24 protein-coding genes and 1 pseudogene are annotated in these 25,271 nt (G+C 57.5%); 6 read left to right on the forward strand and 19 right to left on the reverse strand.

Translation table 11 applies throughout. The annotated features are described in order from the left end of the window. Positions 1-25: 25 nt before the first annotated feature. The 9 genes from AC13RM_RS24300 to traI are packed head-to-tail and all read right to left on the reverse strand — an operon-like array spanning position 26 to position 7,653. Positions 26-688: a conjugal transfer protein TrbF gene (locus AC13RM_RS24300; RefSeq protein ID WP_488555695.1), complete on the reverse strand. Its 663-nt coding sequence runs from the start codon at positions 686-688 to the stop codon at positions 26-28. A gap of 15 nt (positions 689-703) precedes the next feature. Next, positions 704-1,906, reverse strand: a complete 1,203-nt coding sequence (gene trbL, locus AC13RM_RS24305) for a P-type conjugative transfer protein TrbL (protein ID WP_488555696.1) — start codon at positions 1,904-1,906, stop codon at positions 704-706. Next, entirely contained in the window at positions 1,900-2,124 is a 225-nt protein-coding gene (gene trbK / locus AC13RM_RS24310) for an entry exclusion protein TrbK (protein WP_488555697.1), read from the reverse strand. Before trbK ends, trbL begins: the two co-directional genes overlap by 7 nt. Continuing rightward, positions 2,121-2,930: a P-type conjugative transfer protein TrbJ gene (gene trbJ, locus AC13RM_RS24315; protein ID WP_488555698.1), complete on the reverse strand. Its 810-nt coding sequence runs from the start codon at positions 2,928-2,930 to the stop codon at positions 2,121-2,123. The genes trbK and trbJ overlap by 4 nt, the downstream gene beginning before the upstream one ends. Next, on the reverse strand, positions 2,902-5,376 hold the full coding sequence (locus tag AC13RM_RS24320; RefSeq protein ID WP_488555699.1) for a conjugal transfer protein TrbE: 2,475 nt from the start codon (positions 5,374-5,376) through the stop codon (positions 2,902-2,904). Before AC13RM_RS24320 ends, trbJ begins: the two co-directional genes overlap by 29 nt. 8 nt (positions 5,377-5,384) lie before the next feature. Then, positions 5,385-5,684, reverse strand: a complete 300-nt coding sequence (locus AC13RM_RS24325) for a conjugal transfer protein TrbD (protein ID WP_488555700.1) — start codon at positions 5,682-5,684, stop codon at positions 5,385-5,387. Next, entirely contained in the window at positions 5,677-6,057 is a 381-nt protein-coding gene (locus AC13RM_RS24330; protein WP_488555701.1) for a TrbC/VirB2 family protein, read from the reverse strand. Before AC13RM_RS24330 ends, AC13RM_RS24325 begins: the two co-directional genes overlap by 8 nt. Beyond that, the gene (gene trbB, locus AC13RM_RS24335) at positions 6,047-7,018 is read right to left on the reverse strand and encodes a P-type conjugative transfer ATPase TrbB (protein ID WP_488555702.1); all 972 of its coding nucleotides are present in this window, start codon (positions 7,016-7,018) and stop codon (positions 6,047-6,049) included. The genes AC13RM_RS24330 and trbB overlap by 11 nt, the downstream gene beginning before the upstream one ends. Next, positions 7,015-7,653, reverse strand: coding sequence for an acyl-homoserine-lactone synthase (gene traI / locus AC13RM_RS24340; protein ID WP_488555703.1), 639 nt, complete (start codon positions 7,651-7,653; stop codon positions 7,015-7,017). Before traI ends, trbB begins: the two co-directional genes overlap by 4 nt. A gap of 607 nt (positions 7,654-8,260) precedes the next feature. Here traI and repA point away from each other — a divergent pair. The 3 genes from repA to repC all read left to right on the forward strand — a co-directional run bounded on the left by repA (position 8,261) and on the right by repC (position 11,837). Beyond that, on the forward strand, positions 8,261-9,475 hold the full coding sequence (repA, locus tag AC13RM_RS24345) for a plasmid partitioning protein RepA (RefSeq protein WP_488555704.1): 1,215 nt from the start codon (positions 8,261-8,263) through the stop codon (positions 9,473-9,475). Then, positions 9,472-10,470, forward strand: coding sequence for a plasmid partitioning protein RepB (gene repB, locus AC13RM_RS24350; RefSeq protein WP_488555760.1), 999 nt, complete (start codon positions 9,472-9,474; stop codon positions 10,468-10,470). The genes repA and repB overlap by 4 nt, the downstream gene beginning before the upstream one ends. A 152-nt stretch (positions 10,471-10,622) precedes the next feature. Next, positions 10,623-11,837 (forward strand): plasmid replication protein RepC, encoded by a 1,215-nt coding sequence (repC, locus tag AC13RM_RS24355; RefSeq protein ID WP_488555705.1) that lies wholly within the window; start codon positions 10,623-10,625, stop codon positions 11,835-11,837. Positions 11,838-12,310: 473 nt separating this feature from the next. Here repC and AC13RM_RS24360 read toward each other — a convergent pair whose 3' ends face one another. Then, on the reverse strand, positions 12,311-12,586 hold the full coding sequence (locus AC13RM_RS24360) for a hypothetical protein (protein ID WP_488555706.1): 276 nt from the start codon (positions 12,584-12,586) through the stop codon (positions 12,311-12,313). Between the two features lie 318 nt (positions 12,587-12,904). Then, a complete protein-coding gene (locus tag AC13RM_RS24365) occupies positions 12,905-14,590 on the reverse strand; it encodes a tetratricopeptide repeat protein (RefSeq protein WP_488555707.1) in 1,686 nt (561 codons plus the stop codon). Positions 14,591-14,806: 216 nt separating this feature from the next. On the opposite strand from AC13RM_RS24365, the gene AC13RM_RS24370 reads away from it, so the two are divergent. After that, positions 14,807-16,657 carry a S9 family peptidase gene (locus AC13RM_RS24370; RefSeq protein ID WP_488555708.1) on the forward strand — a complete coding sequence of 617 codons (1,851 nt, stop codon included), beginning with the start codon at positions 14,807-14,809 and terminating at the stop codon, positions 16,655-16,657. A 293-nt stretch (positions 16,658-16,950) separates the two neighbouring features. Here AC13RM_RS24370 and AC13RM_RS24375 read toward each other — a convergent pair whose 3' ends face one another. The 6 genes and pseudogenes from AC13RM_RS24375 to AC13RM_RS24400 form a co-directional block, all read right to left on the reverse strand. Further along, on the reverse strand, positions 16,951-17,340 hold the full coding sequence (locus tag AC13RM_RS24375) for a hypothetical protein (RefSeq protein WP_488555709.1): 390 nt from the start codon (positions 17,338-17,340) through the stop codon (positions 16,951-16,953). A gap of 110 nt (positions 17,341-17,450) precedes the next feature. Further along, the gene (locus AC13RM_RS24380; protein WP_488555710.1) at positions 17,451-17,738 is read right to left on the reverse strand and encodes a hypothetical protein; all 288 of its coding nucleotides are present in this window, start codon (positions 17,736-17,738) and stop codon (positions 17,451-17,453) included. 22 nt (positions 17,739-17,760) lie between these two features. Then, a complete protein-coding gene (locus AC13RM_RS24385) occupies positions 17,761-18,933 on the reverse strand; it encodes a site-specific integrase (protein ID WP_488555711.1) in 1,173 nt (390 codons plus the stop codon). A gap of 146 nt (positions 18,934-19,079) precedes the next feature. Further along, positions 19,080-19,532: an NUDIX hydrolase gene (locus AC13RM_RS24390; protein WP_488555712.1), complete on the reverse strand. Its 453-nt coding sequence runs from the start codon at positions 19,530-19,532 to the stop codon at positions 19,080-19,082. A 741-nt stretch (positions 19,533-20,273) separates the two neighbouring features. Next, positions 20,274-21,940, reverse strand: a pseudogene (locus AC13RM_RS24395) (IS66 family transposase). 144 nt (positions 21,941-22,084) lie between these two features. Next, positions 22,085-22,543 (reverse strand): GNAT family N-acetyltransferase, encoded by a 459-nt coding sequence (locus tag AC13RM_RS24400; RefSeq protein ID WP_488555713.1) that lies wholly within the window; start codon positions 22,541-22,543, stop codon positions 22,085-22,087. Between the two features lie 402 nt (positions 22,544-22,945). On the opposite strand from AC13RM_RS24400, the gene AC13RM_RS24405 reads away from it, so the two are divergent. Beyond that, positions 22,946-23,344 (forward strand): YybH family protein, encoded by a 399-nt coding sequence (locus AC13RM_RS24405; protein WP_488555714.1) that lies wholly within the window; start codon positions 22,946-22,948, stop codon positions 23,342-23,344. 305 nt (positions 23,345-23,649) lie between these two features. Here the strand turns inward: AC13RM_RS24405 and AC13RM_RS24410 are convergent, their stop codons facing one another. Both AC13RM_RS24410 and AC13RM_RS24415 read right to left on the reverse strand, forming a co-directional pair. Further along, positions 23,650-24,006: a hypothetical protein gene (locus AC13RM_RS24410; RefSeq protein ID WP_488555715.1), complete on the reverse strand. Its 357-nt coding sequence runs from the start codon at positions 24,004-24,006 to the stop codon at positions 23,650-23,652. Between the two features lie 86 nt (positions 24,007-24,092). Then, entirely contained in the window at positions 24,093-24,833 is a 741-nt protein-coding gene (locus AC13RM_RS24415; protein ID WP_488555716.1) for a hypothetical protein, read from the reverse strand. A 170-nt stretch (positions 24,834-25,003) separates the two neighbouring features. Between AC13RM_RS24415 and AC13RM_RS24420 the strand changes: the two genes are divergently transcribed. Then, the gene (locus AC13RM_RS24420) at positions 25,004-25,159 is read left to right on the forward strand and encodes a hypothetical protein (protein ID WP_488555717.1); all 156 of its coding nucleotides are present in this window, start codon (positions 25,004-25,006) and stop codon (positions 25,157-25,159) included. Positions 25,160-25,271 lie beyond the last annotated feature (112 nt).

Here is a 25,271-nt window from a genome sequence, read left to right on the forward strand (position 1 = left end):
GGTATTCATTTTGGGTGCATGCCTCTTAGAGCTGGGCCGTCCAGTCGAAATCGCGCAGATAAAGGCCTATCGGATTGAAGCGGATGATGGCCTCGTCCTGCGGCGGTGTGAGCGTGACCGTTGCGATACCGCGGAACCGGCGGACGCCGGTTTCCTTGCCCTTGCGGTCGCGTTCGAATTCGGTCCAGTCGACCTGATAGCTCTGGTTTGACAGCGCAACGATGTTGTTCACCTCGATGGCGACGGTTGCCGCTTTCGCCTTCTCGAAGGGCGAGGAGGAACGGAACCAGGCATTGATCTTTTCCGTCGCAGGATCCGAAGTTCTCAAGAGCGCATAGGTGCGATCGATGTACTGCTTCTGTACGATGGCATCCGGGGTTACGCTCCGGAAGTTCGAGACGAAACTTCCGAGCGTTGCCCTGACGACGCGGGGATCGGCGTATTCGATCTGCTCCGGAAAGCCGGCGCTCGAGGCCGTGCCGAGCTTGTCGACCTCCACGATATAGGGAACGAGCTTGACCTGCGTGCTCTGGAAGAGCGCATAGGAAAAGCCAATCACCGCCATGACCATGCCGGTAATGCCGACGGCGCGCCAGCCGGCCGCGGCCTTCACATATGAGCCATAGCGCTCGTTCCATTCCTGCCGTGCGGCAAGATAGGGATTTTCGGGCGGATTGCCTGTCGCCATTACCAGACGGTCTCCTTATGTCTTGTCATCGATCGGCGGCGGTGGTGACTTCGACGACGGACCGCCGCCCGGCCTGCGGCTCTCATCAAGCTTGGCGTTGGCAAGACCCAGCAGCGAGCCTGCGTAAGCGCCTGGCGACGCAATCGCCTTGTCCTTGGCGGCGGAGGCCGTCGCCCTTCCTGCACCGCCGATGCCGGACGCCATGCCGCGAAGTGCTGCGCCCATCATGGACGAGCCGCTCGCTCGTGCTGTGCTTGCGGCTTGCGTCCCCTTCACCGCGGCGCCCGCGCCGAGAAATGCGCCGCCGGCTGCAAAGGTCGCGGCTTGTCCGCCATGACGGATGGCTTCCATCCCACCGGAAATCGATGCTCCTTGCACCACGCCCTGCAGGATCGGCGGGACATACATCGCAACGATGAAGACGACGACCGAGATGCCGGCGATTGCCAGCGTGGTGATAAACTGGTCCGACGTGGCGGTCGGCGCCTCGGCAAGGTCAAGCAGGATGTCGGACCCGATCTTCGCAATCATGACCAGCCCCATCAGCTTCATGCCGACGGAAAAGGCGTAGATCAGGTATCGGACAGCGAAATCCTTGGTGAAGGAGGAGCCGCCGAGGCCGAGCATGATCATGCCGGCCAGAAGCCCGACATACATCTCGACCATCACCGCGACGAAGATCGCTGCAACAAGCGAGAAGGCAATCACCACAATCACCATTGCGAACACGGCGGCGATAGCCAGCGCATTGTCTTCGAACAGGCCGAACTGCACCTGTTCCGACATTTTTGAAGCGACTCGAATTCCGGCATCAAAGATGTTTGCCGGCGATGCGGAGCCACCACCGGCGCCGAGCTGGAACAGGCTGTCGACGATCGCCTTGGCAAGCGCCGGTCCCCGGTCGAGGATGAACGCGAACAGACCGATGAACATGATCCGGCGCACCAGTTCGGCGAACCAGACGTCCAAGCTCGCCGCATTGATGGCGAGCCAGACCGCGGCGATGCCGATTTCGATGCCGGCGAGGATCCAGAATAGGGACCGCGCCGCATTCGTGACCGTCGTCTCCCAGCCCTTGGCCGCGGTGACGACGGAATTTTCGAGGGTGGTCAGAACCTCGCCACTCTGTTGGGCGAAGGCTGGCGTGTTCGTGAGAAGCACGAGGGCGATGACCATGACGCTGAGCTCAAGGGCGCGTAATTGCCGAACGATTACCATCGTGGCCTCATTTCCTGCCCGCCGCGGACATCACGTTCAGGATCGCCGCCGAAGAAGTGTGTCCGCTGGCTTCGTCGGGTTGCGTCGGATTTCGTCGTCCCACCTGCTGGGGCGGCAGTTTTTTCGTCTTGCTTCGACGTCGACACGAATGCCCACGCCGTGATGCCGGCTGCGGCGATGCCAAGGGTAATTAAGGTTATGATGACGAGGCGGCTCACCAGCGCGGCTCCATCGTCTGACCGCCGCGGATATCCGTTTGTGGCGCGTTGAAGAACCTTTCCCGGCGTGCCTGAGCGAGATCCTTTTGCGCCTGCTCGGACTGATACCAGGTTCCCATCATCGTCATTTGCTGAGAGACGAGGCCCCGAAGCTTCTGCATCTGCGCCACCTGCTGCGCGGCAATCTCATGGCCGACCTGCAGCGCCTTCATCTGCCCGTCGGCCGACTCCGACATCGAACGAAGGGATGACATGGTGGTTTCCTCGCTCGAGAACTGGTCGGCGGTCAGGTTTGCGGCCCTCAGCGTTCCGGCGATCGTGTCGCGATTGGTGGCCGACCAGCCCTGATAAGTCGAGGAAAAGCTCGCCCCATCAGGCAGATTGTTTTTCATGTCCGCAAAACTCTGGAAGCGCTGCTTGAGGACGTCGTCGATATTGCCCATGGAGAAGGCGACGCCCTGCCCTTGCGCGACAACGTTCTGCAGGCTTTTCAGATCGTTCTCGACCTGTCCCCAAACGTGATTGGGAAGCCGGGCGGTGTTTTGAAGCATGTTCTGGTAGATGTTGAGCTGGTTCTGAATCTGCTCGGCAAGTTGCGAGATCTGCTTGATCTGATTGTTCACCTGCTCGGCCGATTTGCCGACGAGGCTGATGAGCTCCGTATTGTTGGCAATTTGTGTCCACTCGGTTGCCTGCCCCGTCACTCCGCCGGCTTGAACGGGCATCGGCAGGTCAGCCGTGAACACGCTCGCAAGGATGACAGTGGCGTGCGTGGTCTCACGCAGCAGATAGAAGCGTTTCGGCATCGACAATCCCTCTTTGTTGGAGCCATTGGACAGGCCAGGCGGCTCCGTATTGCGCGTGAAGAGCGCGTATCTGTTTGAGATCCTCCTTGCCGGATGCGCCGACGAAGGAGAGAGCCACCGGAGCGAGGGTCATGTCGAACAGTCGCCGACCTTCGGGCGAAGCGACGTAGTATTCCCGCTTCGGCAATGCGGTGGCGACGATCTCGATCTGCCGGGCGTTAAAGCCGATCCGCTCATAGAACTCGCGGGTGCCCGGCTCGCGCGCAGCTCCATTCGGCAGGCAGATCTTTGTCGGGCAGCTTTCCTTCAGCACGTCGATAATGCCGGAGCGCTCGGCGTCGGAGATAGACTGGGTGGCAAGCACAACGGCACAGTTCGCTTTGCGTAGTACCTTCAGCCATTCGCGGATCTTGTCGCGAAATGTCGGATGCCCGAGCATCAGCCAGGCTTCGTCGAGAACGATGAGGCTTGGCGCTCCCGTCAGGCGCTTCTCGATGCGGCGGAACAGATAGGTGAGCACTGGAACGAGGTTCCGCTCGCCCATATTCATGAGCTCTTCGATTTCGAAGCATTGGAAGGGGCCAAGTGACAGACCGTCCTCCTCGGCGTCAAGAAGCTGTCCCATCGGTCCGTCAACCGTATAGTGATGCAAGGCGTCCTTGATCTCGCGCATTTGTACGCCGGAGACGAAGTCGGAGAGCGAGCGTCCACGGGACTGGGACATCAACGCGATCTGACGCGAGATCGCGTTGCGATAGTCCGGCGTCACAGTGACACCCTGCAGGGCAACCAGCATCTCGATCCATTCGCTTGCCCAAGCGCGATCACTTTTTCTCGAAAGTTCGGCGAGTGGGCAGAATGCCAATGCCCTCCCCTCCCCGCTTGAGGTTCCACCGTCTGCTGGGTCGCCGCCGATCTCGTAATGGTCGGCGCCGAGGCCCAGCGTGAGCGGCAGCATCGAGCGGCCCTTGTCGAAGGCGAACACCTGCGCGCCGGCGTAGCGTCGGAACTGGGCTGCGATCAGCGCCAGAAGTGTCGACTTGCCGGAGCCTGTCGGACCGAAGACAAGCGTATGACCGACGTCGTCGACGTGAAGGTTCAGGCGAAACGGTGTCGAGCCCGACGCCACCTGCATCAGCGGCGGTGATCCCTGTGGATAAAACGGGCATGGCGCCTGCGGGCTTCCTGACCAAACCGAATTCAAGGGGATCAAGTCGGCCAGATTGCGCGTATTGATCAGCGGCTCGCGAATATTGGCATAGGAGACGCCCGGCAGGCTGCCGATGAACGCGTCGGTGGCATTCAGCGTTTCGATCCGCGCGCCGAATCCCTCCGCCTGGATCAATCGGCGGATCGCCTCACATTTTTCCTGGAGACGAGTTTGGTCCTCATCGAAGAGAACGATGACAGGGGTATAGTAGCCATAGGCAACGAGTTGGGAGGCGGCCTCGGCGATCGCATCCTCAGCCTCGGCCACCATCGACATTGCGTCCTGGTCGAGCGAGCGGCTCTCAGTCTGGAATAGCTGATCGAAGAAGGGCCGGACCTTTTGTTGCCACTTCTTGCGCGTCCGTTCCAGTTTCTGCCGCGCCTCTTGCTCGTCCAAGAAGATGAATCGCGATGACCAGCGATATGTTAGCGGCATCAGATCGAGGGCGCTCAGAATCCCGGGCCAGCTCTCGGCCGGCAATCCATCGATGGCAACCACGCCAAGGAAACGGTTTTCCACCAGGGGCGTCAGACCATGCTGCAGCTCTGCAGTCACCAGCCAGTCCAGATACATCGGAATGTCGGGTAGGCGAAGAGGATGGTTCTCTCCGGCAATGCAGAAGCGCACGAACTGGAGAAGCTCGTCGTAGCGTGCGACCCGGAATCCGCCGCGTTCGTCGGTTTCACGGGTTGCCATGCGACGGATCGAGACGACATTGCCAAGATATTGTTCGATCTCACGGATGGATGTCCGGAAGCTGTCGAGCATCGTCGTGGCATAAGATGCCGACCGACTTTCCGAGTCGGAATAGACATAGCGCGCGAGCCCGGAGCGTCTCGGCTCCGGTGGCCGCCATGTAAGGATAAGGGCATGCCGGCATTCGAAATGCCCCCTCTCCTGTTGGAAGTGAGCGCGGCGCTCGGCGTCGATTGCCCGCGTCACCGGATCAGGGAAGAAGCATTCGCCCTCGTCCGGATAATCCGAGGTTGGTACGCGCACCGCTTCGACCTGGATCATCCAGCCGGATCCGAGGCGAGCGAGGATCGTATTGATCTGGCGCGACACTTCGTTGCGCTCAGCATCTGTCGAACTTTCGCTGTCAGGTCCGGCGAAGTACCAGCCTGCCATCAACGATCCGTCCTTCAAAAGAAGGACACCGTTGTCGACCAGGCCTGCATAAGGCACGAGGTCGGCGAAGGAGGGGTTTGAATGGCGGAAGGATTTGAGCGCTACCATCTTGGCCCTCAGAATTTGAGCCACGGCGTCGACGTCGGTCGGTAATGCGCCTTGTACGAGACATGACGAATGTAGACGCGTCGCATCAAAGGGTCGGCCTTCGCCATTATCCTGAGTGCAGCGATTGCCACCAGCGATAAGCCGAGCCCGAACAGCGCGGCGTACCAGGTCAGGACGACGAAGATCAGGATGATCGACGCAAGGCCGCTCAAAAGAACCAGTTCCCGGTCCGCGCCCAACAGCAGGTTCGGGCGCGAAAGTGCACGATGGATCCGAGACTGCGCGAGATTGCTGCCAGGTTCAGCCATGCGCAGGGCCTCCTCTCGCCTGGCTTGATGCCTGATGTGGCGATGCGCCGATCGATGCCCCGGTAGCGCCGAATAGGGCCACAATCTGTGTAGCGCCGAGGAGAACGCCGCCGACGAGCGCGATATAGCAAAGCCGCCGCGCGAAGTCGTTGAGTTCGCCGCCGAAGATCAGCATCCCGCCGGCGATCGCGACGGCCGCCAGAGCAATGAAGCCCGCCACTGGACCGGTGATCGATTGCTGGATCTGTTGGAGCGGAGATTCCCAGGGCAGACCGCCGCCGCCCGACGACGCAAGCGCCGGGTCGGCCAGAGCTGCTGACAACAGGACCGCGATCAGGCCGCCGGTGAGGGCATATTGACGCTTACGCTGCATGGCTATCCTCATCGATTTGGGCATAGTGTTCGGTGCGGTAGCGAGAGTTCTCGAAACCCTCGACATGGATGACGTCGCGGACCCTTCTGCCGTGCCCCGTCCGCTCGATGGAAACGACAAGGTCTACGGCCTCGCCGATCACGTCCTGCATGGACTGCTGGCTGGCTTCGGCCGTCAGTTGCTCGAGGCGGCGCAGCGCGGACATCGCCGTATTCGAGTGAATAGTAGTGACCCCGCCGGTATGGCCGGTGTTCCAGGCCTTGAGAAGCGTGAGTGCGGCACCATCGCGGACCTCCCCAACGATGATCCGGTCAGGCCTGAGCCGCATGGTACTCTTGAGAAGCCTGGCCATATCGACGCTATCGCTGGTGTGAAGCGAAACTGCGTTGTCTGCGGCACATTGGATTTCGGTAGTGTCTTCGAGAATGATCAAGCGATCGTCGGGCGCGCGCGCGACGATTTCCGCGATGACCGCATTGGCGAGCGTGGTCTTGCCCGAGCCCGTACCACCGGAAATCACAATATTCATGCGTGATCTGATCGCCTCGCGCAGGACGAAAGCCTGTGCTTCCGTCATGATTTTGGACTTCACATAGTCGTCGAGCGGGATCAGGCGCGACGCGCGCCTGCGAATGGTGAATACCGGTGCGGCGACCACGGGCGGCAACAGACCTTCGAAACGATGTCCTCCGATCGGAAGCTCACCAGAAATGATCGGCTGCTCGTTGTCGGCCTCAGACTGGAGTGCGTGGGCCACGCTCCCTATGATGACCTCTGCGGCGGTCGAATCCATCGCGCCTGCCGGCGCGACGCCCTGCCCGAGCCGCTCGATAAAGAGCCTTCCATCTGGGTTAAGCATGATCTCGACGACGGTCGCGTCATCAAGGGCGAAGCAGAGCTGATCACCCAGAGCGTCCTGAAGCTTGCGGATAAGCCGTAAATGAGAACTGAGTTGGGTCACACGGCGCCCCCGATCCGTCCCACGTTTCTGTTGCTGGCAAGCGAATGATATGTTGCTGGGCGAACTCGTTCGAAGCTTTCGCGATCAAGTGGGAGGCTTCCGGCAACCGCGATTGTGTTACCGATTTGAGCCGGGTCGCCAAGCCGATCCATCGGCCAGCCGGCACGCTTCAATATCCGCTCGAAGCGAAGATCGGTCGCGGTGACGAGCTGCGTATAGCCGCTGACCATCGACCATTCGATGATCGCTGCGAACATGGTGAGGGTGACAAAGTGGAGTTGGCCCCCTCCCCTGCTCGCTGCAACTGAAGTGTCGACACAGAAGCGTGAACTCTCGATCGTCGCCTCTCGCTCGGGAAGCGTGCGCTTTTCCAGGAGCTGCGGAAAAGTGCACTCAAGCATCGTCGGGCCGTTCGCCGGGAGAAGGCGAACGCAGCCGGCGATCGATCCATCCGGCGTCACAACGAGGATGTAGGTGGGGTGAAGGTCGTCGTACTCATCTCGCTCTTCGCCGGCGACAATTTTGACATCCCATGCCAGCCTGTTGCCGAATACTGCGGCGCGCAGCTGATGCATCTTCTTCAGATAGCTCGCACGACTTTCATAGATATCCGGCGGAACGACGAGTATTTGCATGCTCTACTCCACATAGATTGGACTACTTGGAGTGGAAACCATGCTTGTCAGCTTCAGGCTACGTGCAGATTTGCAGTTGGTGATTCTGCGGCGCTTCGGATCGAGGCTCGCAAAAGAGGGATGGCCACTTAAAGGAGAGGGTCTGATTTCAGGTGCAAATCTGCATATCAAGACCGCTGGCGTTGAACGCGGGAATCAGACTAGCTCTACGTCTATTAGTGTGAATCACGCTCGGCGCCGAAAGTCGTGGCGAGCTCCGCAAACATGCATGGCGATGAACCGGCAAGTCATCGAGCCGACTGAGTCGCTGACCGGTCGGGTGAATCTGGATCGCAAATAACAATTCTCAACGCTTTTGAGTTGTGACGGAAAGCTGGATCAACAGAAAATGCGGGCATGCGCGTTGCTGGCCTCGGGCGCTTAAGTTGTGGATATAATAGGGTTTATTTCCGTATCGGAAGAAAGGGCGTTTATGAATGAAACTTTCGCTAAGGTTTTGTTAACCCTATTTTTCTTGCCATTCACTGGGAATCGAGCCTTATTGCTTATATGCGGAATTGAGCGAGTGGTTCGGGAAAAACCGCAGATGACTTGAACAGGCGATATTATGACAGAGAGCGCAGAAGCGAAAATCACCAAGAATCCTGGACTGAGGTCCGTGATTGCGCGGCACGCTTCGTCGCTATCCACCCAGCTGCAGGCACATCACGCAAACATCTTTCCACCGCATGCGCGCAAGGGAATTCGGACGTTTTCGCCCTCCGAAACAGCTAAGCTCCTGGGCGTTGCGGAAGGCTATCTGCGCATGGTTGCATCTGAGATGCCCGATTCCAATGTCGCTCAAGGTGCAGGCGGCCGCCGAATGTACTCGGTCGATGATATTGCCGACATTCGACGCCATCTTGACCAGGGCCCGCGCGCTACGGGTCGCTATCTGCCGCATCGCCGCGAGGGAGAGGAACTGCAGGTAATTGCCGTCATGAACTTCAAGGGCGGCTCCGGTAAGACGACGACGTCAGCGCATCTTGCGCAGTATTTGGCGTTGCGCGGTTTTCGCGTTCTTGCCATTGACCTCGATCCGCAGGCAAGCCTTTCGGCACTGTTCGGAAATCAACCGGAAATCCATGTCGGCGAAAACGAGACCCTTTACGGGGCCATTCGCTATGACGACGAGCAGCGTCACATGAGCGAAGTTGTTCGTGCCACTTACATTCCGGACCTCCATCTTGTGCCTGGCAATCTCGAACTGATGGAGTTCGAGCATGATACCCCCCGCGCGCTGATGAAGCGGCAGGCCGGCGACACGCTGTTTTTCGCGCGTGTTCAGGCAGCGATCGCGCAAGTGGAAGAAAACTATGATGTCGTGGTGATCGACTGCCCTCCCCAGCTTGGTTTTCTGACTCTCTCTGCACTGACGGCTGCGACGTCGGTGTTGATTACGGTTCACCCGCAGATGCTCGACGTCATGTCAATGAATCAGTTTCTTTCGATGACGAGCGATCTTCTCGACGAAATCGCAGCCTCGGGCGCCGAGGATCGTCACAAATGGATGCGCTATCTGATTACTCGCTTCGAGCCGACTGACGGTCCTCAGAACCAGATGGTGGCCTTTCTGCGTTCGATGTTTGCTGAGAACGTCATGATCAACCCTATGTTGAAAAGTACGGCAATCTCCGATGCGGGCTTGACGAACCAGACTCTTTTTGAAGTCGACCGCGGCCAGTTCACGCGCTCGACCTACGATCGAGCGCTGGAGGCGATGAACAATGTCAACAGCGAGATCGAGACATTGATCAAGAAGGCATGGGGGAGGGTAGCATGAGTCGAAAAGATATTTTTGCCAATCTCAAGCAACCTGTAACTCCCGTCGAAGCGGAGCTCCCAGGAGATTTTGAGCGACCTCTGCTCGCCAAAACGAAGCCGATGTCCGCCGTCTCGAAATCGCTCGGCGATCTCAATGATCGAAGCCGGAGGGCTGACGAGATTGAGAAGCGCTTGGCGGAAGGCCAGACCGTCGTCGAGATGAATGTTGCCCAGATTGATCCGTCATTCGTTCAGGACCGCATGCCTGGCGACATCGATGGCCTGATCGCTTCTATTCGCGATCAGGGACAACAAGTCCCAATCCTGGTGCGCCCTCATCCCGAGCAGCCGGGCCGCTATCAGGTGGCGTTTGGCCACCGGCGTCTTCGTGCGATCAAGGAACTCGGACAGACCGTCAAGGCGATCGTTCGCAATTTGACGGATGAACAGCTCGTTGTCGCTCAGGGACAGGAAAACAACGAGCGGCAGGATCTTACCTATATCGAAAGGGCACGCTTCGCGGATCAACTCAAAGCCCGGTTTTCCCGCGACACAATCATGTCGGCCCTCTCAATCCAGAAGGGTGACCTCTCTTTGATGCTTTCGGTTGTCAGCCGCGTTCCCGCCGAACTCATCGAGGCTATTGGCCCGGCCCCTGGAGTCGGGCGGAGAAGCTGGGTGGATTTCGCCGATTATCTTGATGTGGGGACTAACACCGACAAGGCAATCGAGGCGAGTGCCCTTCCGGAGATCCGGTCCCTCCCCTCGGAGGAGCGCTTCAAGGCCATTCTCAAGGCTATCAAGCCGCGGTCAGTCGCCGAGACTTCAGACCGTTGGACGACGCCGAGTGGTCACCATCTCGGCCAAATCAAGACCGGCAAAAGCAAGCTGGATATCTCTATTGATCGAAAGGCATCGCCGGAGTTTGCGACATTCGTTCTCGAACGCCTGCCGGAGCTCTTCGATGAATTTCGCTTGAAGCAAGCAGATCAACAGAAAGCGGAGAATAAATAGCAAAAAGAAAAGGCCCCAAAACGTCGCCGTTCCGGAAGCCTCATCTCTCTTGTAGCGAAGCAGAGAATCGCATTTCCGGGAATCATCGTCAAGAGTCTTTGGCACCGTTTTTGGTGAGCGCTTTTCTTTTGCCTTTTGAAAGGTGAAAGAGGATGCAGCCGGGAAGTGTGACGACGCCGTTTGGGCGGCGGCCGATGACGCTTGCGCTCGTGCGTGGGCAGCAGGCGGCCGCGGAAATCAAAGCAGGAAAAAGCGTCGAAAAATGGAAAGTGTTCCGGGACGCCTCTGAGGCAAGAGAGCGTCTTGGTCTGCATGATCGGAGCCTCACGATTCTCGATGCCTTGCTCAGTTTCTATCCGGAAAGCGAACTTCGCCACGATGCACAGCTGATTGTGTTTCCATCGAACGCTCAATTGACCCTTCGGGCCCATGGGATCGCTGGGGCAACCCTGAGACGGCACCTGGCCGTCCTCGTTGACGCCGGGCTGATCATCCGGAGAGACAGCGCCAATGGCAAACGATACGCAAGAAAAGACAGTCAGGGCACAATTGAAAGTGCCTACGGATTTGATCTGTCGCCCATTTTGGCACGATCAGAAGAACTGGCTGTGATGGCTCAAGAGGTTGCGGCGGAGCGGATCGCATTCCGAAGGGCAAAAGAAGCGCTGACCATCTGCCGACGTGATATCCGAAAGCTTATCACGGCAGCGATGGATGAGGGCGTAGAGGGTGACTGGCGGGCGATCGAAGCCGTCTACGTGTCGATTGTCGCGAAGATTCCGCGCGCTCCAACGCGCCACGACATCCTCGCCCGCCTTGATGAGATGGAACTCTTGCGTGAAGAGGTGCTCAATCGATTGGAAATGCAAACAAAAACAGAAATAATAAGCACCAATGATGCTCAAGATGAGCGTCACAAACAGAATTCAAAATCCGAATCCATCCATGAATTTGAACTCCGCTCCGAAGATCGGAAGGGGGCAAGGCCGAATGATAAACAGAAGCCGCTGAGGGAGCCGCTGAAAGGGTTCCCATTGGCAGTCGTCCTGAAAGCTTGCCCCCAGATTTCGGATTACGGACCTGACGGCGCCATCAACAGCTGGCGCGACCTGATGTCGGCTGCGATTGTGGTGCGGTCAGTGCTTGCGGTGAGTCCGTCGGCTTATCAGAACGCCTGTGAGGTGATGGGGCAGGAAAGCGCAGCCGTGGCCATGGCCTGCATTCTGGAGAGGGCGAATGTCATCAATTCGGCAGGGGGCTATCTTCGCGACCTCACCAGGCGAACGGCAAGAGGTGAATTCACCCTGGGGCCGATGGTCATGGCTCTTGTAAATGCAAGCGGCGGTCCTCGGAGCCACGCTGGATGAAAGTTTGCCGCGGCAAACTTTTGGATGGCATCGAGCTGTCGCTTGGATTTGGCGATGGGATCAATCGCAGCGATTTTGTCCAGAGTGTTCGAGTAGGGCCTGGCGGGCGGGAGGGCTAAAGTGCGTTAAGGCGGTGGTTCGACTAGCAACGAGTCTGAAGAAAGAAAGTTTGCCGCGGCAAACTTTACGAGAGCACTGCACACCACGAGAGCCGGAAAAGTGGGATCATACGCACTCCCCATGGCGCAGATATTGCTGAATTGTCGTTTGGCATTTAATCGTAAGAATGTAGCTGTTCCGGCAGGTGATGGCACCTAATTTCAGATTTCTCGGAGCGATTTCCGGCGCTAGGCATCTCTCGACTCGGCAATAACCGTTTGTAGTATTGTGCATTTTCTGATGAAGATTGGCCGAAGGCAGCCATCGTTTCCACCGCAGCGAATCCACAGAGCCGTCGCCGTCGCGTGGGTTGTCTATTCGGCAGCATGCCCTGGATCGTCGCCCTTTGGCTCGGGCGGCTGTTCGCCTTCCCGTTCCTTGGCGCGCTCCTTCTTGATGGCGGCATTCGGGTCACTGTCGGTACCCGCTGCATCCTGACCGCCATCCGGCTCTTTGACGGTCGGCTTCCTGTCTTCGACCTTACCGGCAGCTTGCAACCAATGCCGCGGCACTTCTCCCTGCGTTACGCCTTGCGGCCGCCATATCTCATAGGCGCGGCGCCGTACCGCGCAACTGCTATCCTCGATCATCGTCTTCTCCTCCGTCCTTGCTGCTGGTACCGGGCCAAGAACCGTTCTCATCGAATGGTTAAACTCACCCTGCAAACAATGGTTCCTGTTCGCCGCCGATATGCTGCAGCGGGCGATAATCCATGGCCGTCTGCCTGTTCATGAATGCGCAGGTTCCGTAGCCTCGATACTTGAAAGCGTGGGCAATAGAGCTAGATCGTGATCGCCGAAACGTGGGATGCCGCAGCCTCTAACGAAGGCCGCATGGAGTAGATCATGTCTTCAAAGACAATGGAGTTGGTCAGCGACAATCGCGGGAGCGCGCCGGCTGTGTCAGAACTAGCGCGACATCTTGACTAGTCGTTCAAAGAGGCCATCGAGGTCTGCTCGAGCGCGGGCGATGTCGTCGCTCCCGCCGTTACGCTCGGCAAAGGCCAACTGACGGCGAAATAGATCCTCAGCGCCAGCATAGTCACCTGCCGAAAAGCAGGCGATCGCGAGATCGCGTAGCGTCGTTCCGATCACGTCGAGAATTTCATGCCGTTCGGCGATTTCCAACCGCCGGCGCATGAGTTCCACCGTACGGGCGGGATGATCGAGCGCGAACTCGTTCTGGGCGAGATTGGCAATTATGCGCAACAGGCGCGGGTCGTCCTTGCCGAACGCGATTTCGGCGCGCGTGAGGGCTTCCTTGTTGAGCTTGCGCGCCTCTTCGAATTCGTTGACTTCGTGCAGGCAGAAGGCGAGATCGGTCACCGCGGCAAGCACGACATTCTCCCCTGCGTCGGAATCGGCCTTGACGATATCAAGTACGCTACGATGCAGATCGACGGCCTCCTGCCACTTGTGATCGCGGGCCAGCGTAATAGCCTTGGCAGTCAGCAGAGAGGCGCGCTCCGATGATGTTAGGAAGGGATGCTGGCCATCGATCGCAAGCGCCGTTTCGACGGGCTCAATATAGGCAGGGTTACGCTGCTTCCACAGCACGAAACCGCGAATCAGGCTCGATCTGCCGAGAACATGTGCTTGGTCGGCGGCAGGATTCTCCTCGTCCTCAAGCAGATGCTCGCAGATGCGAGCCAGTTCGAGCAGCAAAGCCTCGACACTGAAACGCCTCTCCGGATCGCGGATCATGACCCTTAGGTCCTCCAGCCGCTGAGCAGGATTGACGGCGGGTGAAAACTCCTTGCCCATCTTCAGAAGTACCCGTTCGATTGCTTCGTCCGCATCCTCGCGACCACCGGCCCGGGCACGGCGGAACAGATAGAGCGCCTCCTCTAGATCACGATTCGTGCCCTTGCCTTCCTCGTTGGCGACGGCAAGCGTATAGGCCGCCCGCTCGAAACCGCTCTGGAGCGCATTGAAGAGAAGCAGAACGGCCTTTTGCATATCTTGCTTCACGATCGTCCCGTAATAATAGGCAACGCCGAGATTGTTTGCTCCGCGCGGATTACCGGCCTGAAGCGCGCGGCGATACCAATAAAGTGCGAGTACCGAGTTCTTCCGGACGCCCGAGCCGGTGCTATAGCAACGACCGAGGCTGACCATGGAATCGCCATCACCGTTTCGAGCGCCCCGCCTGAATAGCTTGACGGCGAGCCGCTGATCTTGCCTCAGTCCGGCGCTGCCAGCAGCGTAAAAATGGCCAAGATTGCCCATTGCCGTGCCAGAACCGGCTTTGACGCCCCGCTCGTAATAGTCGCGCGCCTTAAGGAGATCGATCTGGAAAGGGCCGTCGCCGTGCTGGTATATGCTGGCGATATTGTTCATCGCGTCGCCGTGGCCGAGGGCGGCCGCTTTTTCGTACCATTCGACGGCCTGTGCCCTGTCGAGAGTGACGTCGCACTGGCCTTGGTCGTAAATGTCACCCAGCACGAAGGCGGCATCGGAATCACCGAGGGCAGCTCGCTGCTTTAGATCCTCAAGTGGAACATCGTAAAGCCCGTGCCAGCGTTTTTCCGGCGCAGGCTCTGCAAAGCGCTTCTCAAAGTAACGGTCTGCAAGCGTTGCCAGATATTTCAGCATCGACAATCCTTATCACGAATGCATTTTTTTATGCTAGGCATTCCGCCAACTCCAAATTGTTACCACACCGATTTACACGCAGCGATGAAATTGCCGCAATGATGATTAGAAGATTTGGGTTCCTACGACCCTCAAAATCGGCCAGCCGGTATGAATCCAAAGCAAACAGCTGATCTTATTCCTCGTCGAGTGCTCTTCGATCCCTTGGAACGACGCTTGGTTAGAATTAGCCCCAACGGCAAATGGATTGCGTTTCAGGCTCCCATAGATGGCATTTTCAATCTTTGGATCGCATCCATCGATGATCCGAACACGGCTCACCCAATTACGATATACAAGGATAGGAGCATTGGCCCTTTCGTTGCCTGGGCTTTTGACAATCACCATGTTCTCACATTGCGTGACGAATACGGAGACGAAAATTTCTGCATCTTGAGCATCGACGCTCAAACAAGCGAAGCGAGATCGCTCACTCCGACAAGCGGCGTTAAAGCCTATGTCCAAAGGCTATCCCGAAATTTTCCGAACGAGGTCTTGATCGCCCACAATGGCAGATCAAAGCAGCATTTTGATCTCTACCGCATGTCGATCGATACCGGAGCTGGTGCCCTCGTCGAACAGAACGATGAGTTTCAAGGTTACATCACGGACGGCAATTTTGAAGTTCGACTAGCCCGGCGATTTACCGAACATGGGGAGAAAGAATATCTCTACAGAGATGAAACAAAGACGTGGCGGTGTTACGCGCTCGTTCCGTTTGAAGATAGCCTGACAACCTGGCCCGTTGACTACAGCGACGACGGAAAGGAGCTATTTTGGATCGACAGCCGCGGGCGCGACAAAGCTGCCGCGGTTGCGGAGAACCCGGAAACGAAAGCCATCCGAGTTCTTGCTGAAAACCCAAGAGCAGACATCGATTTCCTGTTGCTGGATACGGGGACGAGCCGGCCAATTGCAGCAACGAGTGCTTATAGCCGCAGCACATGGAACGTTATTGATTCTCGATTTGCGTCTTTTTTCGCTGGTCTCGAAGCCCAGTTGCCGGGTGACATAATATTCAGCAGCATGTCGGATGACGCCGAAAGGCTGGCTTTTGCACACGCTCAAGATCGTCATCCGCCGGAGTTTTATGCTTTCGACCGAAAGGCCGGAACAGCTAAACGGCTCTTTTCTGCGCAGCCAAAGCTCGAGAATGCGCCCTTAGCAAACATGGCGCCTGTTGTTGTGAAGGCGAGAGATGGCCTAGAGCTCGTCTGCTATCTGTCGCAGCCGGTGACCGCGTCGGAGCCAATGCCGATGGTACTCGTCGTTCACGGTGGGCCGTGGATGAGAGATAGCTGGGGACTGAACCCGACGCACCAATGGCTGGCAAATCGCGGATACGCTGTTCTAAGCGTCAATTTCAGGGGTTCCGCGGGGTTCGGTAAGGCTTTCATCAATGCAGCTAACAAGGAATGGGGTGGCAAGATGCAGACGGACCTCATTGATGTAGTCGATTGGGCTGTGTCGGAGGGAATTGCCGATCCTGATCGCATTGCCATCATGGGCGGAAGTTATGGCGGGTATGCCGCGCTCACTGGTCTCACCGCGACTCCTGACAGATTCGCCTGCGCCGTAGATTTGGTCGGGATTTCGAACCTTCTGACGTTTCTCGACACGATCCCGGAATACTGGAAAACATGGAAATCCGTCTACAAGGCCCGGTTGGGCGATTTCACGACGGAAGAGGGGCGCCGTTTTCTGGAGGAACGGTCGCCTCTGAACTATGTCGATCGAATTAGAAAGCCATTGCTGATTGTTCAGGGCGGGAACGATGTCCGGGTCAAGCCATCAGAATCAGAGCAGATCGTCGCAGCAATGCAAAAGTGCGGTGTCCCGGTTACGTACCTTCTCTATCCAGATGAGGGGCATGGTATTCAACGGATGGAAAACCGTCGATCTTATTCTGCTGTCGTGGAGGCATTCCTGGCTCAGCACCTTGATGGCCTGTGCGAGCCCGCCGGAGACGATTTCAAAGGTTCGTCAATTCAGTTTTTGGCGGGACGTGAACTCATTGCTGGTCTCTAAGGCGCCGTCGAACCTTATGTGCAGGCCATCCATAACGTACACAGGGGAGGTTTGGTAAGGCTGTTTCGCCGTTCCAAGCCTTAAGCTCATGACTGCCTGTGCTGGAAGGCAGCTGAGAGGACAAGCGAGGCGCTCAAGAGCGAACGAGTGGCAGAACAAGATTAGTGCGAAATCGTACGCTAGCCGAATTCGGGCGGATTTTCCATAACTTACAGCCTGTGCTGAAATATGACACTTTAAGTTGCAATCCTACATTGCTTGCAGCTTAGGAGTGAATGTCGATCTCCAGTTCGTCACGGCTTGTCTTGGTCGAACTGCCTGCGTAGGACCTGCCATTCCTCCCAGGCACGGGAAAAATCAACATCCTTGTAGCCACGCCTCTGTTCCACAGCCTCTGCGGCACTCGACGGCACAGCCACGGCGGCGGCGCCGTCGCGCAGTGCCTCCACCTGCTCTTGGGTCAGCGGCTTTCCATTCAGCCTTTCCGCGTTCAATAGCAATGCCGCCAGAGACGGCACAGCCACGATGACCAGGTGGTTGGGATTCGGCCGGCCCGTCAATTCCCTGAGCGTACCGTTATCTGCGCCCTTCAAAGGCTGATTGTTTGCTGCCATGCTCGCTTCCGGACTGACGATGAGGCCAACGACCCATAGCACGGCGCAGAAATTCACAAAACTTGGCATGGATAGTCTCCTTCCTAGCGCTCTCCGGAGCGGGGGGAACTTGCAACTTCTATGCCCTAAGAACGCTAAAACCAGGTATCTAGACTGGATCGCCCCATCCGAGGTGGAGATCAATCTTCCAATCTCCGATTGGCGTCAGGAGGCTGAAGACCACTCGCTTCAACAAACAGGATGTGCCCGTTTCCCTGTTCGTAGTGAATCAAGCCCGCTTCCATCGTTTTGACCATAATTCCGGAAGACAGGGTGCCACCGCCCATCATCTCTACGTCAGGGATGTCCCAGTCGGAGTAGCCGGGCAGAAAGGCGCGATTATCGAAATCGCAGACGACTATCCCTGCCATACCATCGACCATAACATGATCGCCTACCAGTATCGGCTGGCCAGTCGAATACCGCATCTGCTTACCCTCGATTGATTTCCTAACTCACCAATCTTGCCGCTCGCCCGTTTTTCCGCTCGGCGTTGTTGTAGTAGCTTGCGGCCTGGGCCACCGATTTATGTAGCGACTGCTGCATGGCTTCCTGCAAGGATACGCCGCGATTGGCCGCTTCGGTCAGATAGCCAGACCGCAGCCCATGAGCAGAGAATGCCTCAGGATCCAGACCCGCCTGTCGGCATCTGTTCTTGAGGATCAGATTGACCGACTGCGGCGTCAGGGCTCGCCGGTCGATGTTGCCCCACTGGTCGATCCGCCGGAAGAGCGGGCCGCTCTCGATCCTAGATTCTTCAATCCAGCGCTTCAGCGCGACAACCGGCCGGCCGATCAGAACGACATGCGCCTGGTCTTCAGCCGTCGTCGTCTTCGTGCGGCCGAGATGAACGGTGAGACACGGCAGGGGAGGGGAAGCGGCGTCTCTTGGATCGGCATGCACCGGCTCTTCGTCGACCAGATCCTCGATGCGCAGGTCGGCGATTTCGGAGCGCCGACGACCGCCGGAGGCAAAGGCGGCGAGCAACAGGGCGCGATCGCGCAGGTCGACCAGGCGTTCACTGTCGCAGGTGGCCAGCAGCTTTGCCAGGACATCGCCGGTGACTGCCTTTTTGCTCTTGCGTCGCCTTGGCCGAGCGCTGGCCCGCACCGCGAGCCTGAGTGCGGATTTCAAGGAAGGGGCGGAAAACGATCCGCTCAAACCGCGCAAGCGAGTAAGGATCGACCAGGAGGTCAGCCGCCGGCGAACGGTATCTGGCGCGTGCGGGCCCTCGACACGCAGCAGGCCTTTGGCGCGCAATCCAATCTCGACGTCACCAGGCATGCCGTGGGAAGAATCCTCGGCACGTTCGACCGGATCCCAGAGATGGTGGGCGACGAATTTCAGGAGTAGGCTCTCCGGCGCCGGCCAGGGGAGGGGAGCGCCGGTCGAAAGCTCGCACCAGGCTTCGAGGTAGCCGAGATCGGAGGCAAGTGCACGCAGCGTATTGGCGCCCATGCCTTCCTTGGCCAGATGCTTGAGGGTGGCGACATCGTCGTCGGTCAGCAGCGTTGCCAGCTGATCGCGGCGGGCAAAGGGTAGGATAGCGTCAAGCGCATCGAGTTCTTCGGCGCGCGCCTGCACCGGATCGGCGGGGGAGGGGAAGGCTTTTGGCTTCAGCAAGATCGTCTCCGGCGCTGTGATTTGCGCCGAGTTTAGCGGTGTCGACCGGCTTGATTAAGCGAAATCTGTTTCGTTGAATTGATAGCGTTTCCTGCCTTCTAGGTTCACCGGAATCTTCCTGGTTGGCCAGGCTGCGGGGCAGGTGGTCACCGACTGAGTAATCGAGATTTAAGGCCCTTAGGGTAAAGCTCCGGCCTTCCTTCGATATCAAGCTCTCGCGGATCATACCAAGCTGCGACCATTGAGGTGCCGTCGTCCTCCTGAAATCGAATGCGTTCCTGACCCTCGAAAGCTCCTTGAGGAAATGCCAAGTCAAAAATAAACAGGATTTCGTGCCGGCTTTGGCCTTCGTGGACGAAGACGTTCTCTATCACCATTGGCCCTGCGAGAATGGAAACCTCAGTATCGATTTCCTCTTTAAACTCTCTGGCAACAGCATCTTTTGCGGTTTCGCCAAACTCAACGCTACCACCTAGCGGCCGTACCCCCTTGAGCCGGCCCTCATGATCATAGACCTCAAATGCTAGGAGCCGGGGGCCTCGCCAATGCAGACCCAGAGCTTTGACGCGGATAACACTGGATTTGGAAATGGTCGTCATTCCATCCAGCTATCGCAATTAAAGGCTGTTCGCAACACATCCTTTGCAAGCGTGTTTTATCAACAAAATGAGGAGCCATACAGCGCGATTTTGGGCCGAGAATAGGCAACGGCCATCGTGACCACCAAACGCGCGTCAGCGGGCTTCCCTGGCGGAAATCGCGCAAGTCGGCTGTTATGGAAGGGGTCAGCCCCGGCCTCGCCGTTTTAAGCAGAGTTCGACGCGGGAATGGAGGAAGGGGAGCGGCAGTGGGCCGGCCGGTTCGGTGAACGTCATTCCACTCAATCAGGCAGATGAGTCCACCGATTCCTGGTGAAGAACGGCCAAAAAGCCCGGATTTCCGGGCTTTCCGCCGATCCATGATGACTGACGTAATGGTTTTGGGCCCCGAAATCTATCACTATCGATACTTGATACCTATCGACAGTGAAATACCGAGAAAAATACCGTCTGAGCAACGGAAGCAACGACCAATTTCGCTTCAACAAGGTGAAAGAACAGCGTTAATTCAGATGGTTAACGAAGCGGAAATCGGGAATTTTCCACCCTAGACCGGGTAAGTGGGGCAGATTCGATGGCCGCGCCCTCTTGGCAGGCAGCGATGCTTCGACGCTGTTCTATCACAGTCTGTAGCAGCGGATAAGACTTGGGCAAGGTGAAGGGTGTGGAATGGTCCGGGCGGGGGAGGTCGCCGCGCACCTGGCGATGCGGTCTGGAAGCTGATTGTGCGTGAAGAACCCATCAGGGCTTGGCAGTGATGAGCCCCGCCAGCGATGGGACGATTTTTCCGCGGACGCCAAGCCGATCGCCGAGATAGTGGTAGAAAGACAGACCAAGCTTTTGGCACGTCTTCATCAGGCCGAGCATGGTGTCACGGGCAACACGGCCGTCGCGGCTCATCGTGCCGCCGGAGACCTTTCGCTTGATGACGAAGCTGCGCAGGTCGTTCTCCGACGCATTGGTGTTGAGCGGGATTTCCGGTCGCTCGAGCACGCGCAGCAGTTCGGCCTTGCGGCGGTGCAGTCGGACCAGCAAGGCGTCGAGTGCTTCAAAGCCGGTGTGCAGCGTAAAGATCCGGTCGAACCGTCGTCGGAAGGCCGGGACTGCCTGTGGTGAGGGATGCTGTTTCCAGGCCTTCAGCGCCTTGTAGAAGCGCCAGACGAGATCGCGAACCAGTGCAACCGATCGCACCTCCTTCGCTTTCGCCGGCATCAACTTTTGCAGAAGACGCTCGCAATGGACCCAACACAGGGCATGATTGCCAATCCGGAACTGGCCGGCATCGTCGGAGATAATCACCATGTCGCCGACAAGGCCATGATAACGGATACAGCCCCAGAGGCCAGCTTCGGTCAGCAAGCCAATCCCCTGCCTGTCGAATATCTCGACACCCTTGCTGGCCAGATGCTCCAAAAACGGTACTTCGTTACAGAAGCGTTGCGGCTCGAATGAGTGCAGTCTGGCAGCAAGATCTGGATCGGCACGACGGCCTTCCAGATAATCAAACGCGGCATCGCTGAGAACGTAATCCCGATAATTGCCGCGCAGCAAGGACAGGAAGTTCAGCCGCGATTTCGACTTGGTGGTGCGGAAGACGGAAAAGTGCTCACTGCCGATCTGGGTGGTATAAAAATTGGAATGAGCATGGCGGGCGCCGGTGTCGTCGACTGTGATGTAGGAGGACGACACCAGGCCGGCATGAAGTACTGCCGCATCCTCGGCGACAAATCCGTCCAGTCCCTTGGTCAAGAGACGCACCAGCTGGCGCTTGGAAATGTCGATGCCGATATCGTTCAGCAATGTCGCTAGCCGCCCGGTCGTCACCTGACCTTGAGCGTGCAGCATCAGGCAAAGGCGCCTCAAGTGCACGCCGAAGCCCCCATAATCCCGGCGGGAAGAGGCGCCAGCACGGTCTTGCCATCGGGCGTGACCCAGCACTCACGTTGGTAGCGCACGAGCTCTGCACGTAGGATCAAATCGCGTACGACAAAGCTCCTGTACCCCTTGAAGCGTGAGCCGACCGGAACATTGGCGCGTAGGATCTCTTCCCGGCTAACCCGCTCCATATCCAACTTCGGGCCGCGTGGCTTCTTCTTGCCCACCTGCTTGTCGCCGGATTTGATGTCGGTCGCTTTCTCCATGCCGGACGGGCGAAACGGCGGCCGCGGCGGCAGGCTTTTTAGCCGGGCGATCTCATCGCGCAGCAATTGGTTCTCGACCTTGAGGCGGCTGTTTTCCAACCGAAGCTCTGCATTTTCCTCGCGGAGCGCTACATTCTCAGCCTCCAGTTTTCCGAGGCGAACTTCAGCCTGCTCGGCCCTTTCCAGCAGGCCGGTCACCAAACTGCGCAGCGCCTTCAGCGACAGCGTATCGGCATGCTCAGGGGAGGGGAGCCGTCTCTTTGCCATGTCGAGACTGAATCTGATTTGCCTTGACGACGGAATCCCCACGCCAGCAGGCAGCGCTTGAGACGGACGGTTATGCACACCTCTCTGCTTCATCATCCAAAGAGTAGTCAATCAAAACGCCCAGGTGAATTGAAAGCTCCAAATTCAGACCAAGCTCTTCGTCATAAAAACCGACAAAGGATCCGGCTGATACTGGCCGAACGGATTGCAATAGGCGTAGCCGAAGCTTTCGTAGAGTGCCCTGGCAGCCAGACTGTCGGTGCCAGTCTCCAGGTTCAATCGAACGAGGCCGATCTGTCGCGCCTTATCTTCGATTGCACCCAGCACCCTGCGCGAGAGACCCTGACCTCGCCACGCTGGCCTGACAAACATGCTCTTGATTTCACCGTTGTCATCCTCCTCACACTTCAACGCTCCGCAACCCGCAAGGGCACTATTCGTCCGGATAGTCCAGAATATGATGTTTGGCCTATCGAGTTGAGCAAGGTCGAGGGTGTGGATGCTCTCTGATGGTAGGATAGCTCTAGAATGGGCCATCCGTTCCTCGATCAACGCTTCAATCTCGAAGCCGGCCGGCCTTTCGATCTCAACACGAACCGTCATCCGAGCTCTCAAATCTAAGGGGTGTGTATTACACGTCCATTCAATCGTAGCTGGACGGATTTAGCAACCTGCCCCAAATTGGACGATAAGTAGGTGCCGATGACACCGGCTGCCATCGAAAATGCCCCACTTACCTAGACCGGGTAGTGGGCAGATTTGGTGGCAGTGCCAGTTTGACAAGCAGAGGCTGGAGAAGCTGGCCGCTTTATGCCGTGGCGAGCTTGGGTCCGGACAGTGCCGCACGCCTGTGAAATATCTCGACCATGGAAACCGTCCGCACCTCGCTGATTATTCGCGCCATTCCTTGAATGGTGGGTTTGTGCGTTTTTAGTTTTCAGATGCAACCCGCCCGGTAAGGCGGGTTTTGCTTTTCCTGTCTTCCGGCCTCAACAGGAGACAGATATGTCACGTCACGATCTGCAGGATGTAGTCGAAGCCGCCGACAAGGCCATCATGGCGGAGGATTTCGATTCCCTCATGGACTTTTACGACGAGCAGGCGACACTCGTCATCCGACCGGGATTGAACGCTTCGGGTAGGGAGCAGATCCGCGAGGCCTTCTTGGCGATCGCCAATCATTTCAATCACTCTCTCCGAATCTCTCAGGATCGGATGGTGGTAATTGAGGGTGCAGATATCGCTCTTGTTCTGGCCGAGGCCGTTCTTGATGCCGCCGGGCCGGATGGCGTGCCGATCTCGCTCGTGCGGCGCGCGACCTATGTGTTCCGAAAGAATGCTGAAGGCAAATGGCTCTGCACGATCGACAATTCCTATGGGACCAATCTGCTCGACGAGCGATAGGACAATGGTCGAAGAGATCGTTCTGGCGATAGACCAGAACGATCTCGATCGAGCGGAGGGGGGCCACCGATTTTGCCCCACGTACGGGATCGGGCAACTGGGGTAAATTCGACGGCCGTGCCGAATCCGCATGCGGTCGCCACCTCTCCCCATCGATCAGATGGATCCCGCGCGCAACCATGATCTGAAACGTTATCGGCCGTATGGTGTTTGACTGCTCAGAAGCGCGGCATGGCGAGATTGCTCGGATCGCGTTGAGCGGGCTGGTCGGGTAGTTGTTCGGACCCGCGCGCTCGTGGGTTCGACTATTTCTCGCGCAGATAGCCTGTTTTGGCGTAATTCCGCCAGTCACGAACCCAATCCGTGTCAGCGCAGCTTGGCTTGTACAGACTGCGCCCGCTTAGCAGCGGTTGCTTGAGAACGCCAAGTTTATTGGAGGAAGCGAGGTCGTAGAGCGTCTCATCGACTTTCTTACGTTCCTTGAGGGAAAGCACGTGACACTTGTCGTCGATTCTTGCGGTATGGAAGGCCAAGTTGAATATCAACCCATATCGCGCGGTGTCGCTTGCACCGTTTGCGCTTCGGCCGCCAAGGACCGGGACTGGAGTACAGAGGAGCGTGATCGCCATGAACACGATGCTTGGTCTTTTGAGGTGCTGCATTATTCTCTCTTTAAAAATGCGATGTGTGATGCGGTTGATAGCAGGGGCATCAGTGGGGCCTAGCTTACGGAAACTTCCTCGCTTTGCTACGAATCCGTGCGAGAAAAACGCAGGGGAGGCACTGGGAGGTTCGCTCGGCCTTGCGAAACAAGGATGTGAATCAACGCGCCCGCGAATATAAACAGGAGCAACCAAAGCACCGTCGTGAGGGTGATGAATTGTGTCCCGATGCGGATGTAGAGAGAGTATTGGATGGTCATGATTGCGCTTTGCGGGCTGATCAACCTCAATCCACCAATCCAGCCAAGTGTCACGAATAGCGGGATAGACATGACGGCGCAGATGATCGCAGACAATGCCGCGCTCGCCTGAGCCATCTTCCAGCTCCTTGGCGGTGATTCACTTCCGTTCTCGTCGGAGCCCTTCCACAGCGAGAGGAACGTTAAAAAGGCAAAGAAGAAAATTAGGGTTACCGGCCATCGGAAGGACAGGATTCCCAAGGAAAAGCCCACGGACCAAAAATTCAAACCCGCCATCAGGGCGTCGCGGGCGGCGAGCAGCCAGAAAAGCGACGCAACAACCCACCAGGAACTCAATCCGGTGCGTCTGCAGCGAGCAAACAGAGCTACAAGCATTGCGGTGCCGAAGATTAGAACACCGAACAGTCGACCATACAATCCGAATACGAGCCCAACTGCTCCACAGGTATCCGGAGCGCAGCGGATCGCGCGTGCAAGAGCAAACACCAGAAATGGCAACCCAAGAATAAATGCGATCATCGCGAGCGTGAGTACGCAGGTGTAGGTGGCAAACTGTCTGCGCGGCATGGGGGCGCTCTCCTATTCCACGTAAATATAACGCGAGCGAATTAAGCTATTGAAAAAGAGAAGGCTTCACATTTAGGGGACCGGTTGGGATAGCGTTCACCACAACGGGGTTGTGCTACGGCCTTTTTGGCACGCCATGCTCATTATAAGACGTTGGACAGGAACGGGAGATGAAAGACAACAAGGTCGAGAATGACGAGAAGTCGCCCGGTACCGTGGACGACATGGTGAGCGCTCTAAAAGGCGGAGAGTGGATTATCATCCTGCGACGATTTTTCGAGGCGCTCCGCTCGGCCTGGCCAAAACCGAAAGACGAAAATCGGTAGGTTCGAAAAACATCATTAGCTTTCTGACGGGCATCCTTCGCCGATATTGCGCCGCCAGATGTGCCCCACTTACAGGTGGGGCTAATTCGAGGGCAGCGTCAAATCGCTGGGC

Source organism: Martinezella sp. CNPSo 3732 (genome assembly GCF_057784515.1).

What these genes read in the sequence shown, in the direction of transcription:
- AC13RM_RS24300 (WP_488555695.1), bottom strand. Translation starts at nt 688, where the DNA reads ATGGCGACAGGCAATCCGCCCGAAAATCCCTATCTTGCCGCACGGCAG.
- trbL (WP_488555696.1), bottom strand. Translation starts at nt 1,906, where the DNA reads ATGGTAATCGTTCGGCAATTACGCGCCCTTGAGCTCAGCGTCATGGTC.
- trbJ (WP_488555698.1), bottom strand. Translation starts at nt 2,930, where the DNA reads ATGCCGAAACGCTTCTATCTGCTGCGTGAGACCACGCACGCCACTGTC.
- AC13RM_RS24320 (WP_488555699.1), bottom strand. Translation starts at nt 5,376, where the DNA reads ATGGTAGCGCTCAAATCCTTCCGCCATTCAAACCCCTCCTTCGCCGAC.
- AC13RM_RS24325 (WP_488555700.1), bottom strand. Translation starts at nt 5,684, where the DNA reads ATGGCTGAACCTGGCAGCAATCTCGCGCAGTCTCGGATCCATCGTGCA.
- AC13RM_RS24330 (WP_488555701.1), bottom strand. Translation starts at nt 6,057, where the DNA reads ATGCAGCGTAAGCGTCAATATGCCCTCACCGGCGGCCTGATCGCGGTC.
- traI (WP_488555703.1), bottom strand. Translation starts at nt 7,653, where the DNA reads ATGCAAATACTCGTCGTTCCGCCGGATATCTATGAAAGTCGTGCGAGC.
- repA (WP_488555704.1), top strand. Translation starts at nt 8,261, where the DNA reads ATGACAGAGAGCGCAGAAGCGAAAATCACCAAGAATCCTGGACTGAGG.
- repB (WP_488555760.1), top strand. Translation starts at nt 9,472, where the DNA reads ATGAGTCGAAAAGATATTTTTGCCAATCTCAAGCAACCTGTAACTCCC.
- repC (WP_488555705.1), top strand. Translation starts at nt 10,623, where the DNA reads ATGCAGCCGGGAAGTGTGACGACGCCGTTTGGGCGGCGGCCGATGACG.
- AC13RM_RS24360 (WP_488555706.1), bottom strand. Translation starts at nt 12,586, where the DNA reads ATGATCGAGGATAGCAGTTGCGCGGTACGGCGCCGCGCCTATGAGATA.
- AC13RM_RS24365 (WP_488555707.1), bottom strand. Translation starts at nt 14,590, where the DNA reads ATGCTGAAATATCTGGCAACGCTTGCAGACCGTTACTTTGAGAAGCGC.
- AC13RM_RS24375 (WP_488555709.1), bottom strand. Translation starts at nt 17,340, where the DNA reads ATGCCAAGTTTTGTGAATTTCTGCGCCGTGCTATGGGTCGTTGGCCTC.
- AC13RM_RS24380 (WP_488555710.1), bottom strand. Translation starts at nt 17,738, where the DNA reads ATGCGGTATTCGACTGGCCAGCCGATACTGGTAGGCGATCATGTTATG.
- AC13RM_RS24390 (WP_488555712.1), bottom strand. Translation starts at nt 19,532, where the DNA reads ATGACGACCATTTCCAAATCCAGTGTTATCCGCGTCAAAGCTCTGGGT.
- AC13RM_RS24400 (WP_488555713.1), bottom strand. Translation starts at nt 22,543, where the DNA reads ATGACGGTTCGTGTTGAGATCGAAAGGCCGGCCGGCTTCGAGATTGAA.
- AC13RM_RS24405 (WP_488555714.1), top strand. Translation starts at nt 22,946, where the DNA reads ATGTCACGTCACGATCTGCAGGATGTAGTCGAAGCCGCCGACAAGGCC.
- AC13RM_RS24410 (WP_488555715.1), bottom strand. Translation starts at nt 24,006, where the DNA reads ATGCAGCACCTCAAAAGACCAAGCATCGTGTTCATGGCGATCACGCTC.
- AC13RM_RS24415 (WP_488555716.1), bottom strand. Translation starts at nt 24,833, where the DNA reads ATGCCGCGCAGACAGTTTGCCACCTACACCTGCGTACTCACGCTCGCG.
- AC13RM_RS24420 (WP_488555717.1), top strand. Translation starts at nt 25,004, where the DNA reads ATGAAAGACAACAAGGTCGAGAATGACGAGAAGTCGCCCGGTACCGTG.